14 protein-coding genes are annotated in these 14,935 nt (G+C 34.5%); 11 read left to right on the forward strand and 3 right to left on the reverse strand.

Going from position 1 to position 14,935, the window contains the following annotated elements; all coding sequences use genetic code 11:
- From BCR23_RS04220 to BCR23_RS04255, 8 genes are all read left to right on the forward strand, one after another.
- Window positions 1–233, forward strand: a 233-nt coding sequence (locus BCR23_RS04220; RefSeq protein WP_141706691.1) for a hypothetical protein, incomplete at its 5' end; no start/stop codon positions are given.
- Window positions 234–500: 267 nt separating this feature from the next.
- A complete protein-coding gene (locus BCR23_RS04225; RefSeq protein ID WP_069634247.1) occupies window positions 501–860 on the forward strand; it encodes an LPXTG cell wall anchor domain-containing protein in 360 nt (119 codons plus the stop codon).
- 21 nt (window positions 861–881) lie between these two features.
- Window positions 882–3,206 (forward strand): toxin Cry1Ac domain D-VI-related protein, encoded by a 2,325-nt coding sequence (locus BCR23_RS04230; protein WP_141706692.1) that lies wholly within the window; start codon window positions 882–884, stop codon window positions 3,204–3,206.
- Between the two features lie 15 nt (window positions 3,207–3,221).
- Window positions 3,222–3,956, forward strand: a complete 735-nt coding sequence (locus tag BCR23_RS04235) for a WxL domain-containing protein (RefSeq protein WP_240482525.1) — start codon at window positions 3,222–3,224, stop codon at window positions 3,954–3,956.
- Between the two features lie 24 nt (window positions 3,957–3,980).
- Entirely contained in the window at window positions 3,981–4,754 is a 774-nt protein-coding gene (locus BCR23_RS04240) for a WxL domain-containing protein (RefSeq protein WP_069634249.1), read from the forward strand.
- Between the two features lie 58 nt (window positions 4,755–4,812).
- Complete coding sequence (locus BCR23_RS04245) at window positions 4,813–5,586, forward strand: WxL domain-containing protein (RefSeq protein ID WP_069634250.1); 774 nt, start codon at window positions 4,813–4,815, stop codon at window positions 5,584–5,586.
- Between the two features lie 129 nt (window positions 5,587–5,715).
- On the forward strand, window positions 5,716–6,807 hold the full coding sequence (locus BCR23_RS04250) for a WxLIP family cell surface protein (RefSeq protein ID WP_069634251.1): 1,092 nt from the start codon (window positions 5,716–5,718) through the stop codon (window positions 6,805–6,807).
- Window positions 6,808–6,872: 65 nt separating this feature from the next.
- Entirely contained in the window at window positions 6,873–7,547 is a 675-nt protein-coding gene (locus tag BCR23_RS04255; protein WP_069634252.1) for a winged helix-turn-helix domain-containing protein, read from the forward strand.
- A 103-nt stretch (window positions 7,548–7,650) separates the two neighbouring features.
- On the opposite strand, the gene BCR23_RS04260 is transcribed toward BCR23_RS04255, so the two are convergent.
- Window positions 7,651–8,937 carry a BaiN/RdsA family NAD(P)/FAD-dependent oxidoreductase gene (locus BCR23_RS04260; RefSeq protein WP_069634253.1) on the reverse strand — a complete coding sequence of 429 codons (1,287 nt, stop codon included), beginning with the start codon at window positions 8,935–8,937 and terminating at the stop codon, window positions 7,651–7,653.
- Between the two features lie 138 nt (window positions 8,938–9,075).
- Between BCR23_RS04260 and gdhA the strand changes: the two genes are divergently transcribed.
- Window positions 9,076–10,422: an NADP-specific glutamate dehydrogenase gene (gene gdhA / locus BCR23_RS04265; RefSeq protein WP_069634254.1), complete on the forward strand. Its 1,347-nt coding sequence runs from the start codon at window positions 9,076–9,078 to the stop codon at window positions 10,420–10,422.
- Window positions 10,423–10,651: 229 nt separating this feature from the next.
- Window positions 10,652–12,001 (forward strand): glucose-6-phosphate isomerase, encoded by a 1,350-nt coding sequence (locus tag BCR23_RS04270; RefSeq protein WP_069634255.1) that lies wholly within the window; start codon window positions 10,652–10,654, stop codon window positions 11,999–12,001.
- 99 nt (window positions 12,002–12,100) lie between these two features.
- Here the strand turns inward: BCR23_RS04270 and BCR23_RS04275 are convergent, their stop codons facing one another.
- Together BCR23_RS04275 and BCR23_RS04280 are read right to left on the reverse strand one after the other, a co-directional pair.
- Window positions 12,101–13,573, reverse strand: a complete 1,473-nt coding sequence (locus tag BCR23_RS04275; protein WP_069634256.1) for a helix-turn-helix domain-containing protein — start codon at window positions 13,571–13,573, stop codon at window positions 12,101–12,103.
- 160 nt (window positions 13,574–13,733) lie between these two features.
- Entirely contained in the window at window positions 13,734–14,066 is a 333-nt protein-coding gene (locus BCR23_RS04280; protein WP_069634257.1) for a hypothetical protein, read from the reverse strand.
- A gap of 320 nt (window positions 14,067–14,386) precedes the next feature.
- Here BCR23_RS04280 and lepB point away from each other — a divergent pair, with 320 nt between their 5' ends.
- Window positions 14,387–14,932: a signal peptidase I gene (gene lepB / locus BCR23_RS04285; RefSeq protein ID WP_069634258.1), complete on the forward strand. Its 546-nt coding sequence runs from the start codon at window positions 14,387–14,389 to the stop codon at window positions 14,930–14,932.
- Window positions 14,933–14,935 lie beyond the last annotated feature (3 nt).

A 14,935-nucleotide genomic window follows, 5' to 3' on the forward strand; every position in this document is an offset into this window, starting at 1 on the left:
CTGCCAGTAGTTTATTATACCGTTCTTATGATGTAGGGAAGGTTGTAGACACAAAGCTTAATGAACAAGGTATATCTATTTATGAACCGAGTAAATTGAGTAATGGCTTGCATCAAGTAGATTTTACGCGAGATAAAGATAAAGAAGTGATTCTAAATGTATTGCCGGGAAGTGTTCGTTCTAATAAAGAATACACAACTCAAATAATATGGACACTTGAGAATGGCCCCTGAGGAAAGAGGAGGGGGAGGAAGAGAGTCATAAGATTAATCATTTTTTGTTATTAATAAAAACATTAGTCTCTTTTCATTCAAGGTTTATATAATTTTTATTTTGTTATTTTATCTAAAATGGGATTGAAAAATGTTCAGTTTTGGATTTTGTTTTATTCTATTTATAATTTATTATTAAATAGAGATGGGAAAAAGAAATAATTTTAATTTAATTTATTTTTATGTTGTTTTTTGAAAAAGCCATAAAGGTATGGGAGAAGGAGTGCTATGAAAAAAAATGTTGTTTCTACTCTGCTTGTGATTTTGTGTGGTGTGTTTCTTTGGAACGAAACTGCTGAATCTGCGAATTATGATTCAGAAATTGCCTTAACATTTAAAGAGGATGTCAAAGGAAAAAGTACTACCAATAGCACAGATAGTAAGGATTACGAAAAGACTGAAGAAAAGACCGGAAAAAAGGATGAAAAAAAGGATGAAGGGAAGTTTTTTCCAAATACAGCTGGCAAGTTTTATCCTAAAACAGGCTCCGAGGTTAATACTTTCTTCATAATGCTAGGGTTACTTGTAACACTAGGCAGTATAACTGTATTGATTTTTAGATTTCGCTATAAATCAAAAAAAAGATAACATCAGTGGTTGTTTTGGGAGGTGAAAAAAATAAGAAAATTGAAATATAAGATAGTTTTCTCTGCGTTAACGTTAATTATAGCTTCATTCTGCGTTTTTTTTCTAGCTAGTACACTTAAGATTCGAGCTGGTGTTGACACAACTGTAGATACACCATCAGCAGATGTAAACTTAAGAGAAGGAACACCTATTTTATTTAATAGTTGGTATGGACATACTTATCATTGGCCACAAGAAGGCCAGGCACAAGAGAATAGACATTTTTTTGCTGATAAAAATAACTGGAATAAAAAAACAGATTGGTATGATATTACGAGAGATGAAAATAATCTTACCATAATACACAAATCGGCGATATCTGATGATAATCATTTTGTGGTTCGTGGTAGCTTTAGCGTTAAAGATGGAAACTATTATAGGTTAGTTATGGATATCGTACCAGGTGATGCTAGTTTCTATACTCCAATAGCAACTGTCTACAATAGATCAGTTTACCCGTTTATCGAAAGAGTGGTTAAGGAAACACATTTGAACGTAATTTTCAAAGGGGTTTACTCATCTGAATATATTTCATTTGGTTCAAAAGTTCAATATATGAATACCCGTTCTAAAGTGGTATTTAAAAATATCCAACTATATGATTTAGGACCAGTTACGCTTAAACAGGTTAAACCTTATGTTGATGAATTATTCACAGATGAAACTCATACAGAGTTGAAATCATCAGTAACTCAAAAAAAAATCAATGAGGTAAAAAAAATTGTAAATACTCTCTCCACAACTTCAGACCTAAACTTGTTAACGGCTGAAGTTTCGAAAGCACAAGCACTGCTAAATAAAATTAATATGACTTTAACAGTTTCGGCGTTAGGAGACAATCCTAAGAGCATTGAATCTCGAATGATTAGTGGAAAAGCATATCCAAAGTCTTTTCTAAGTTTTTCTGGTACTTCTTCATTCCCAGAAGGTGAGATAACCACAGGGATTGATGGAGATACTATAAAATATCACCTTCGAGCAGATAGCGAAGGAAATTATAGCTATTCATTGCCTGAAGGAGAGCATTTTAAGAAAGATACAACGATCAGTGTTTATAGCATGTTGAATGGAAAGTATAAGACGGAACAGACAATAGTCAAGGATACAACACCACCTGAAAAACCCGTTTTAAATGCAATTAAAGATACTAGTCAATTTTTTACTGGAAGTGCTGAATCGGGAGCACAAGTGAAAATTTATGATGCTGAAACAAAGACTGTATTTATACAAGGTACTTCGGGAGCCGATGATCAGTTCAGTTTCACGATTCCAGAAACCCAAAAACCGCTCTTTCCGTATAAGCAGTATTATGCAATTGCGACAGATGCTGGTGGAAATAGTAGTCTGCCTTCAGATGTTAAAAAAGTAGCTGATACTACGCCACCTAAAGCTGAAGCTGTTAAGCAAGTATTAGAATTAGGTTCTCCATTGCCCCAAGTTAATCAACTTGTAAAAAATGTTTCCGATAATGCTGGGGATGGCTCTGATAATATAACGATTGAATTAATTAAGGAGCCGGATATTCAAAAGGCAGGATACAAAATTGCAGAGGTTAAGGTGATTGATAAGGCGGGGAACTTTGTCATCGTTAATGTACCAGTTATCGTAAAAGATTTGGATACAACGATCAATGAAACTCACTTATTGCAAGCGTCTAATTTGACAGCTTTAGCAATCGATTTTCCAGAGACTAGAGAAAATCAAAGAGAATTTATTTTGCAACATGCTAAAGTGAATGCGTGGGACATAACAACAGGCGAACTTCTAACGAATGAACTTACTATTGATTATGGTTCGACAATTAAAGAGCCTGGAGTCTACGAGATAAATTTAGCCATTGGTACACTTTCAAAAAAAATTAAGGTGGAGCTTCTTGAGGGAAGTATAGGTTTTAAGGATATACCAATAACAATTGATTTTGGTATTCAAACAATAAAAGCAAGAAGACAAGAACACACTTTAAAAAATAATCTACGATTGACAATTGATGACAGTCGTTTTAAAAAAGAAAAATGGCGTTTGGCAGCACAACTGAGTCAGCCATTTACGACTTCAACAGGAGTTGGATCAACGATAGACTTAATCTATCGTTCGTATGATTTAAATAATAATCACCACGAACAGGAAATAAATGAACTAGCAAATACAGTCATTTATCAATCTGATATAGAAAAAAACAGATTAGTAGAATTAGAATTTTCAAAAGAAAAGCAAAAAGAATTGGTTCTAACAGTTTCACCAGGAAGTGTTCGATCAGGCATGGATTATTCCACTCAAATAATATGGACACTTGAGAATGGACCGTAATATAGGGGGGAAATCATGATCAAAAGAACAAAAAAACTTTTTTACAACATTATTTTAATACTAGGTATTTTGACCATCGTTCAGTCGGTGACAATTGCACAAGCAGATACAGGGAGGCAGTCTGAGGTTGAAGTTTTTTTTACTGAGAACAAAGACCCTACAGCGCCATTAAATCCTAAAGAACTCAGTGAGCCTGTGGAAATCATTTCAGATATTCCGATTAAACCAGGGACACCGGGACCGTTAAGTGTTGATTTTGCTCCTCATGTAGTTTTTGGAGAGCAGGATGGATCAGCAGATGATGACGTATACTTCGCCCAGTTAACAAAAGTAAAAACAGTAAGCGATGGTTCAGAGGATGAAGTTCCTAACTACATTCAAATAACTGACAATCGTGGAAAAGATAATGGTTGGAAATTAACAGTCAAACAAAATGGACAACTGAGAAATGGCGATCATACATTAACTGGTGCTGAAATGATGTTGAAAAACATTAAACTTATTTCTCCGAATGGGAACAAAGAACCGATATATACCAAGGATATAACACTAGATCCTATAAATAGTCAACCAATGGAAGTTTCAAGGTCTGACGAAAAAACAGGAAAAGGCACTTGGATTATTATGTTTGGAAGTAATCTTTCGGAGAGCAAAAAAAGTATCCAAATTAAAGTTCCAGGGGATATTGAAAAAAAGAGAGGGAAATACACAACTTCTTTAACTTGGGAGTTAGTGGATTCACCAATATAATCAAAAACATAGGGGGAAACAAATATGAAAAAGAACACACAAACAAGACTATTCGCTTTAGGTCTTACAACATTTGCAGGTCTAATGTTAGGGGCAACAACATTTGCTGAGGAGCCAACAGAACCAATAAAGCCACCAACAATCGCTGATCCTCAAAAACAAGATGCAGAGATTTCGTTCACGCAAAATACTGACCAGCCTAACAAACCAACAGATCCTAATAATGGTAACGAGATTGAAGATGGAACTGGAATGGTTGGTCCATTAACGATTGACTATATTTCAAAAATTAAATTTGATAGTCAAAAAATTTCAGGGAATACTGAAAAGTATTATGCAAAATTAGATTCAGTGAGATATGTTGGGAAGCCAGAACTCGTTGAAAAAGCCAACTTTATTCAAGTTACAGATAACCGTGGATCAAACGCTGGATGGAAACTACAAGTGAGACAAGATAAACAGTTTGAAAACGTCAGTGAGGATGGCAAGGTAGTTACTAAACTTACTGGTGCAGTATTAGGATTTTCAAACACAACATTGAAATCAGCTTCTTTATCTACTAAAGCACCAAGCGCACCGTCAGCAATTACTTTTGACGGTGATGCAGCTACGCCTGCGAATCATGATGCAGTGACGGCGGCTGAAAGTACTGGTATGGGAACATGGTTCTATTCATTGGGAAGTAGTGAAGAGGAAGGTAAAAGAAGTATTTCTCTTAGCGTACCTGGTGATTTAGCAAAAGTAGCCGGTGCATATAAGACTCGATTAACTTGGACATTAGTTGATAGTCCTGCATAAAAAGCACACAAAGTAACACACAAAAAACAAAAAACACAAAAAGGAAGAGGAAAACACTATGAAAAAGATTACATTAACAACAGCTGCATTATTAATTAGTACAACTGTTCTTGGGGCATTACCAGCTTTCGCAGTTGAGATACCAGCTACAACAAATGCAAAAGTATCTTTCAAAGCCGACGATCAAGGAGATGGCAGCAGTACCGATCCGACAGATCCGGAAGGTGGCGGCATTACACCTGATCCAGGTGAAGGAACCTCAACAAAAGGTCCATTAAGATTTGATTTTGTACCGAATCTTTCTTTCGGAGAGCAAAAAATTTCAGGTGGAGACAAAACATACCATCCTTTAATGGTAAAAGCGACTACAATAGCTACAGGTGAAAAACCAGCTGCTCCAAAATATGTCCCTCATTACGTTCAAGTAACGGATAACCGTGGAACAAACGAAGGATGGAATGTAACTGTATCACGTACAGATTTCAAAACTCCAGATGAGACAGACGAAGTACTAGGAGCGACATTGACACTTGCTAATGGAAATATTAAAGGAAATCTAGATGCTGATGCTAGTTTAGTCCCAACTATTCCTACTAAAGATGGAAAAGCAGAAGTCATTACTATCTCAGATACTGCATCTAACGTTATGACAGCAGCAGCAAATAAAGGTATGGGATCTTGGGTGACTTCATATGGTTCGGAAGCAGGTACATCAGCAACTGATGTGAATACTAACATTACATTAGCTGTGCCAGCGAAATCAAAAAAATATGCAAAAGCATATACATCAACGATTACATGGACACTTGCAAGTACACCAACAAGCAAGTAAGTCATAGCTTTTCAATGAATAGTTTGGTAAACGAGCAAGAATTTCTTCTCGTTTATCAAACGATTCTTACATATGTTAAAAAATATTGTATAACATAGAAACTTATTAGGAAATGGTTAGGAGAAAAGAATGAAACGTATATTATCGTTATTAATCACCATCATCGCATTAGGAAGTATGCCTCTAGCGGCTTTTGCTAACAATGAATCAATGAACTTTTCGGTTAGTGCGGTTCTTCCAGAAAACCAGATTAACAAATCAAAATCATACTTTGAGTTATTAATGAAACCTGGACAAGTTCAAGAATTAGAAGTTATGATGAATAACTCATTGGATAGGGAAGTTACTGTAGTTAATCATGCTAATTCGGCTATCACTAATGACAACGGAATTGTGGATTATAGTATTGATAACCCAGAATTAGATTCCACTTTAAAATCTCCATTTTCAAAAATTGCTGAGGTGGAAAAAGAAACAACAATTCCTCCAAAGAGCAGTAAAAAAGTTAAAATCAAAGTGACTATGCCAGAAGAGAGCTTTGACGGTGTCATTTTAGGTGGTCTTCATTTTACTGAGAAAGAAGACAAAAGTAAGGACAATAAAAATAAAGCAGGCGTACAAATTGAAAATCGTTTTGCTTTTGCCATTGGCGTTCTTTTGAAAGAAACGGACAAAGAAGTAAAACCTGAAACGAAGCTTGGTAAAATTGAAGCGTCTCAAATTAATTACAGAAATGTTGTAAAAGCGAATATTCAAAATACACAACCAGTTATTATGCAGAATCTGGATGTAACTGCACGTGTGACCAAAAAAGGAAAGAAAGAGACTCTGTTTGAAACAAACAAAGAAGGGTTGCGAATGGCGCCCAATTCTAATTTCAATTACAGTATTAATTGGGAAAACCAAGAATTTAAAGCTGGAAAATATACATTGCATATGACTGCCACAGACGGTTCTGACAAATGGGACTGGTCAAAAGATTTCGAAATTAGTGGTGAGGAAGCGAAGAAATTAAATGACAGAGCTGTTGAGTTAGAAAAAGATTATACGAAATGGTATATCATTGGGGCAGCGGCAGGTGTGCTGGTTCTGTTAATAGTAACCTATGCTTTTGGACAGTATGTTACTAAACGAAAACAAAAAAAGCGCAGAATGGAAAAAAGAAAACGTAAGAAAAAACAGCAAAGGAAAAATAACCCAACAAGGAATAGAAGGAAATAAAATGAAATAAGGTTTTGTAATTGTTAATGAGTAGGGTTAAGAAATTGAAAATAGGAGAAATGAGTATGTACAATATAGGTTATGTTTCACTGATTAAACCTCAAAATGAATACTTTAAACAATTAGAAACAGATGAGTCATATTCTTTAAAGGTAGTAGAAGATCTTGATTTAAATGACATTAATATCATGGATGTTTTAATTTTAGAAGAAAGTACAGAAATGAATTTTACTAAAATATGTGAATATCTACTAGAAGTTAGGAAAATTTCAGATATCTATCTGTTGATTCTTACTAATGAAAACCATACAGTATACACATCGCGCATGGTTTATTTAAAATTAGGTGCAGATGGCATATTTACTGAAGAACCAGAAGAATTTGATCTGATTTTAAAAAATATTTTAAAACGTATTAAAAATAAACTTGTTGAGCCAATTGAAGAAAACAATTCTTTTGAATTAATTCCAGAAAAATCCTGTGCTTTAATTAACAGACAAAAGGAAGTGGATTTAACAAGACAAGAATTTGTTGCTCTCAGCCTTCTTTACAAAAATAAAAACCAAACAGTTACCTACGAAGAGATATATAATTCTATTTGGAAAAACAGTACAAATGAGGTTGAAAAGAATCGTGTTTGTAATCTTGTTTCTCACGTTCGGAAAAAATTATCTAAACAAATAAATTCTCCTGCTCGTGTTAAAACCGTTCGTTCAATCGGGTACATTCTTGAAGTTTAGATGGACAGTTATTTTAACAAAAAAATAGATAGAAAAAACAGCTCCTGTGAATTACTTAGAGCTGTTTTTTCTATCCTTTTTATATGTTAATGCACTACTAAGACTACATTTCATCAAGAGGTAAATAAGTATACTCTGCAATTTCAGCAGCGTGACTTCCGGCTACATGACCAGTGACGAAAGCTGCAGTGACGTTGTAGCCACCTGTATAGCCGTTAATATCCAATAGTTCACCAGCAAAGAATAGTCCGCCGATTTTTTTACTTTCCATTGTTTTAGGGTTTACTTCTTTCAATGATATACCTCCACCTGTTACAAAAGACTTCTCTATAGGTAAAGTTTTAACCGCATGGATAAGGAATCCTTTTGTAGTTTGAACAAATTGTTCCAATTGAAGATCTGTAACTTGTTTTGCTGGAGTATTCACTAGTTTTAACTGTTCGAGCAAAAGATCTAGATAGCGTTCTGGTATATAGTTTTTTAAAGCATTTTTTATTGTTTTATCAGGATGTTCATGTAATTTACTTTGTAACTCACTAAGAATTTCAGACTTTTCTTTTTCTGGGAAAATATCAAGAGATAAAGTAACAGGCAGATCATTATTTTTTTGAAGTTCTTGATTTATAAAGCTAGAGCATCTTAATGCAGCAGGTCCAGATAGACCAAAATGTGTGAATAGTAAATCCATTTGATGACTTACAATGGTTTTTCCTTTAGAATCTAACACAGCGAGTGAGACATCTCGTAGTGATAATCCTTGAAGTGTCTTATCTCGAATGAATAAGTCCTCAGAGATGATTGGGGACTCTGTAGCATATAATGGGCTAATTGTATGTCCTAATCGCTTAGCTAGCTTGTAACCGTCACCTGTTGCACCAGTAGAAGGATAAGTCCGGCCACCTGTAGTTAAAATAACGCATGGAGCATAAATCTTTTCATGTTCCAAAGCGACACCAATTACTTGTTGATCTTTATGGAGAATCTTTTCAACTTTAGCTTCTGTGTAGATAGTTACACCAAGTTGTTCCAGTTTATTAAATAAGGTTTCTACAATGGTTTTAGAACGATCTGTGACAGGAAACATCCGTCCGTGATCTTCTTCTTTTAGATGGGTGCCATTGGACTCAAAAAACTCCATAATATCATAATTATTAAACTGCGAAAAAGCGCTGTACAAAAATTTACCATTTCCAGGGATATGGGCAATAATTTCATCTGCTGGACGATTATTAGTCACATTACAGCGGCCACCACCGGTTAATAATAGTTTTTTTCCTACGCGCTTGTTTTTTTCTATCAATAGTGTATTACTGCCTGCTGTAGCTGCTGCAATAGCAGCCATCATACCGCTAGTACCTGCTCCAACGACAATAACATCGAATAATTTCATAAATTCTCCTCCGCTTCAATGGTAGTTTAACACAAATTTCAAAATTTTTTCTGTATTTTTTTCATTTTCTAGTAAAAAATTGTGGAAATTTTCTGAATTTAGGTTAAAATAGGATTATAACGATGAGAGGGTGATTAGATGGAAGCAAAACAGTACGTGGAAGAAATTCAAAAGAAGATTCATGAAAACGATCGAGGGCAAGTTGAATACTTGCAGGCAGTTGACGAATTTTTACCGACAGTTGAGGTATTTTTAAAAGAAAATCCAGCATTCATTGAAGCCAATATATTAGGTGTTTTGATCGAACCTGAAAGAATTTTGCAGTTCAGAGTTCCGTGGCAAGATGACCAAGGCAACTGGCGTGTGAACCGAGGCTATCGAGTACAGTACAATTCTGCGATTGGTCCTTACAAAGGAGGCTTACGCTTTCACCCTAGCGTGAATTTGAGTGTAATGAAGTTTTTAGCATTTGAACAAATTTTTAAAAATAGTTTAACAGGGTTACCGATTGGCGGAGGCAAAGGCGGAAGTGACTTTGATCCTAAAGGAAAATCAGATGGTGAAGTTATGCGCTTTTGTCAAAGTTTCATGACAGAATTACAAAAACATATTGGACCAAGTACGGATGTGCCAGCTGGGGATATTGGTGTTGGAGCAAGAGAAATTGGTTATTTGTATGGCACATATAAGCGTTTGAGAAATTATGATGCAGGAGTTCTAACAGGTAAGCCATTAGGCTATTGGGGTAGTGAAGCTAGAACAGAAGCAACAGGCTATGGTTGTGTTTATCTGGTAAAACATCTATTAGATGATTTAAATGATTCATTTGCAGGAAAAAAAGTAGTTGTTTCAGGCAGTGGGAATGTCTCTATTTATGCGATGGAAAAAGCAAAAGCATTGGGTGCTTCCGTTCTTACGTGTTCTGACTCGAATGGTTTTATTTATGACCCTAATGGTATTGATGTTGAGTTAGTCAAAGAACTTAAAGAGAAGAATCGTGAAAGAATTTCTAAGTACGTAGACACTCATAAAGATGCAACCTATTATGATGGTCAGTCAGTCTGGGATTTTGACATAAATTATGATATCGCTTTGCCTTGTGCTACACAAAATGAAATTAACGAAGAACAAGCAAAACGCTTGATCCAAAATGGTGGGAAAGTCGTTGCTGAAGGAGCAAATATGCCATGTACCTTAGAAGCGGTTCATGCATTAGCTAAAGCGGGGGTTCTTTATTGTCCAGGTAAAGCAGCCAATGCTGGTGGTGTTGCAGTTTCAGCCCTAGAAATGAGCCAAAATTCAGAACGTTTATCATGGTCATTTGATAAAGTTGATGGCATGTTAGAGGATATTATGAAAAATATTTATGAAACATGTCGTGATACTGCTGCTAAATACGAGGCACCAAATAATTTTGTATTAGGCGCAAATGTTGCTGGTTTTGAAAAAGTTGCTAAAGCAATGCTTAGCCAAGGGTTAGTTTAGACAAGCGGAGAACTTGTTGACAGTTGAATAAAATCGAATAGAGAATGATTGTGATGTAGATATTTACAATCATTCTTTCTTTTTTATCTGTCAACTTTTATGCTATAAATTATCCATATTAAATGAAAAAAAAGAAAATTGGTACATACAGTAATAATTTGCTTGAAAAAAGCAGAAAAAGAACGTAAAGTAGATACTGTATTAAGTTTAATTTCAAGGAGGAGAAGGAATGTCACACATTCAATTTGATTATTCCAATTTGACACCATTTGTTGCTGATCATGAATTGGAATACATGCAGGCTCAAGTGACTGCAGTAGACAAAGCATTAAGAGAAGGAACTGGGGCTGGAAGTGATTTTACTGGCTGGATCGATCTACCAGAAAATTATGATAAGGACGAATTTGCTCGTATCAAAAAAGCAGCTGAGAAAATTCAATCTGATTCTGAGGTTTTGGTTGTAATTGGTATTGGTGGTTCTTACTTAGGCGCGAGAGCAGCGATTGAATTTTTACATCATTCATTTAATAATTTATTACCAGCAGATGAAAGAAAAGCACCACAAGTATTCTTCGCTGGAAACAGTATCAGTTCAACTTACTTAGCAGACTTGATCAACGTTATTGGTGATCGTGACTTCTCAGTAAATGTTATTTCAAAATCAGGCACAACAACTGAGCCGGCAATTGCATTTAGAGTATTTAAAGAATTATTAATCAAAAAATATGGTAAAGAAGAAGCAAATAAACGTATATATGCAACAACTGACCGTGCTAAAGGTGCTGTTAAGGTTGAAGCTGATGCTGAAGGTTGGGAAACATTCGTAATTCCTGATGACGTTGGTGGACGTTTCACTGTACTGACACCAGTCGGGTTATTACCGATTGCTGTAAGCGGTGGAGACATTGATGCCTTGATGACAGGTGCTAATGATGCGCGTAAAGAATATGCAACAACTACTGACTTGACTAAAAATCAAGCGTATCAATATGCGGCATTAAGAAATATCTTATACCGTAAAGGCAAAACAACTGAAATGTTGATTAACTATGAACCAGGTATGCATTATTTTTCTGAGTGGTGGAAACAACTTTTCGGCGAATCAGAAGGAAAAGACCAAAAAGGAATTTTCCCAGCAGCAGCCGATTTTTCTACTGATTTGCACTCGATGGGTCAATATGTTCAGGATGGAATGCGTAACTTGTTTGAAACAGTCGTTAAAGTTGAAACACCGCGTCACGTAGTTTCTATTCCAGAACTAACAGAAGATTTGGATGGGTTAGGTTATTTACAAGGTAAAGAAATCGATTTTGTAAATACAAAAGCTTTTGAGGGGACTTTACTTGCTCATACAGACGGTGGCGTGCCGAACATGATCGTTAAAATCCCTGCGATGGATGCTTATTCATTGGGCTATGTTATGTACTTCTTTGAAATTGCTGTTGGTATTTCAGGTTATTTAAATGGTGTGAATCCATTTGATCAAGAAGGTGTAGAAGCTTACAAGAAAAATATGTTTGCCTTGCTTGGTAAACCTGGCTTTGAAGACTTAGCAAAAGAATTGAATGCACGTTTGTGATATAGTTTTTAAATCTGTTTAAACAAAATGCCGCCGAATGAGGACACTTGCATTCGGCGGCATTTTTTATTTTAGTTCAAAAGAACTTCTTAGTGACTCTTATGGAATCCTTTTATTCATTTTAAAAAGAATCATTTGGATGCAAGAGAACAGTTCATACCAGGTCTGTTCATCATAAACATCTGAAATATAGAATACCTTTTGTTTTGTCCGTTCCTCCCGAGGTTCGAAACAATCTATGATGACAAGCTCGGCATCTTGTAAAGATTCCGTTATTTGTATTGTTTTAGGATTAAATATCGTAAGTAGTTTATTTTTAATATATGCTGTACCAATGTTATTTTTAGAGTATTGAATGTAAACAGATAAAGATGGAGGTGAAAAAGTTTCAGTTAAAACAGTTAGTAAGACACACATTCCAAAGTTGCATGAATCTGGAACTGGGAAGTCAGGGTGTTCTTTTTTAAAATTATGGTAAAATTCATGAATACTGTGATTCTCTTTTATGGAAAGCTTATTACTGTTTTCTTCAATAAAAGAAGCTCTAAAGAATTGTACTGGACTCATCGAAAAATACGTTGCTTGGATCATACCAATCAATACATAGTAAAAGATAGTGGCTCTTTGATCTTTGTTCACGGAAGAATCAAAGTGGATATTTTGTTCATATTCTTCTATTAGTAAATCGCAAGCCTTGATTAGTGGTAAGCTTCTTGGGAACGATTCATATAACCTTACTTTATCTTGCAATGTATCTACTTCAGAAATATAACATCTAGCAATCAAATTAAAAAATAAAATCTCGTCCTCAGATGCAAGGAAGGGTTCTACGAGTTGTGAAACATCGTTAGCCGTTTTAAAATATTTCGATAACGCTTTGATTTTTTTTGGTAATCGAATGGGATGTTCTTTTTGTCTGACCATGAATAAACCAACCATAAATTCTAGGCGTTTAACGACTGAATCAGGGTACTTTGTTTCCAATTGGGTAAAATCAACACTGGCAGAAAAATGTTTCATATTTGGAAAGTTATATGGCCAAGCAATCCCTCTATAAACATTCCAAAAGAAATAAAAGTTAAGCATTCGAATATATTTTTCTTTTCCTTGAAAATTAGTATTGGGGTGAAAGACTATTTTTAAGGGGAATCTTTTTAATTCAGCATTAATTATGTTGATGTTTTTATATATATGTGGAGGGCTAACATATAATTTGTCAGCTAAGTCCTCTACTGAATTGTAATGATTTAAAAGAAGTTCTAAAAATATTTTGAATAACAGAGACTCTTCAAAATATTTGAGACGTAACTGAATAATCAGATAATCCATATCGTGAACCGAATGATTTTGAACTAAATATCCACCGGTTCTTTTTTTTAGTTTCAGATTTTGTAGATGTTCATTAGCTTTGACATCTGTAGAAAGTTCTTGGAAATATCTTTTTAAGGTACTCAAAGAAATGTTAAGGAAATTTTGTAAATAAGAAAAAGAAATTTCTTCATTTTCTCTATATAATAATTCAGTAAAAAGCTGAATTTTTTTTTTGCTTTTTTCATTTAACATATTTTCCATTTAATCATCCCTTTTATTAGCTTTTTCCCAAATTATAGAAACAGAACGTTTTAAAGTCAAATTTTATGGATAGTATCACATATAACAGTAATTATTTATTTTTTTAATACAAAAAAAATCTACTGTTTTTATTTTTTTAATAAAAACAGTAGAAAAATAATCATCGAAAGTTATTGTCTTTAGGATAAGGTAGAACATATAATGAATCGTCTTCTTCAACTATTTCACTTGAATCAAATTCATGCTGTTGCTGTGATTCTTGACTAAAGTTATTTTGTTGATTTGATCTAAATTGTTCTGATTGAATCGATGGGTGAGACGTTTCATTCGTATTTTTAGCAAGCCGTTCTTTTGCTTCTTCCTCTGCTTGCAGAGCTTTTAGGTGACGTGAGTTGTTGTTTTTTCCGCTTGTAAATGTTAAATAAATAATCAGTGCAATCATGATAACTGTTAACAGAATCAAGCCAATAAACATACCGAATGTAATAAACATGATGTATAACCTCCTTTAGGAATCATATTCTTGTATAGTTTATCAAATGTTTCATGTAGAGTCATCTATTTTTATTAGATATTAGAAATAAAACATTTTCCAAGGAGGTTTTATTTGCCCGATTGAAGAAAACAGAGCAATGGCATTGGATATAGGGGAATTCATTAATGTTGAGGGGAATTCATTTAATTATAATTAAACTTAGGTGGAGGTTACCCGTGGAATTATTAAGATAATTAAAAAAAATAAGCAAAATGAAAAGAATCCTGTAGAAATTTCTTTGTCTGTGGTAAAATATAGAAAGCAAGTTTTTTGGAGGAATGAGTTTGAAATCTAAAGAGTTATTACATACAGTATTATTTTTTATAGGTCTAGCAGTAGTCCTTGTTTTATTGAGAGAATTTGTATTTACACCTGTTGTGGTTAAGGGACATTCAATGGACCCAACCTTAGCTGATGGTGAGCGAGTGATTGCGTTGAAAAATACTGAGATTAATCGCTTTGATATCGTAACATTTCCAGCCCCGGATGAACCCAAAAAGAGTTATATTAAACGAGTAATTGGTTTACCAGGTGATACGATTGAGTACAAAAAGGATGTTTTATACATCAATGGTAAAGAAGTGAAAGAGCCCTATCTAGATAAATTCAAAAGTGAAGTAACAGATGGATTGCCATTGACATATGATTTTACTTTAAATGAAGTAACTGGTGAGAAAAAAGTACCTAAAGGTGAATACTTTGTAATGGGGGATAATCGTCGTAATTCTAAGGATGGACGAATGATTGGTTTTATCAGTAAGGATAATATATCAGGAGATGTTAAGTTTGTTTTATGGCCGCTGAATCGTTTTGGAACGATTTAGAAG

It is taken from the genome of Enterococcus quebecensis, from assembly GCF_001730365.1.
In the GTDB taxonomy this organism is placed as follows: Bacteria; Bacillota; Bacilli; order Lactobacillales; family Enterococcaceae; genus Enterococcus_L; species Enterococcus_L quebecensis.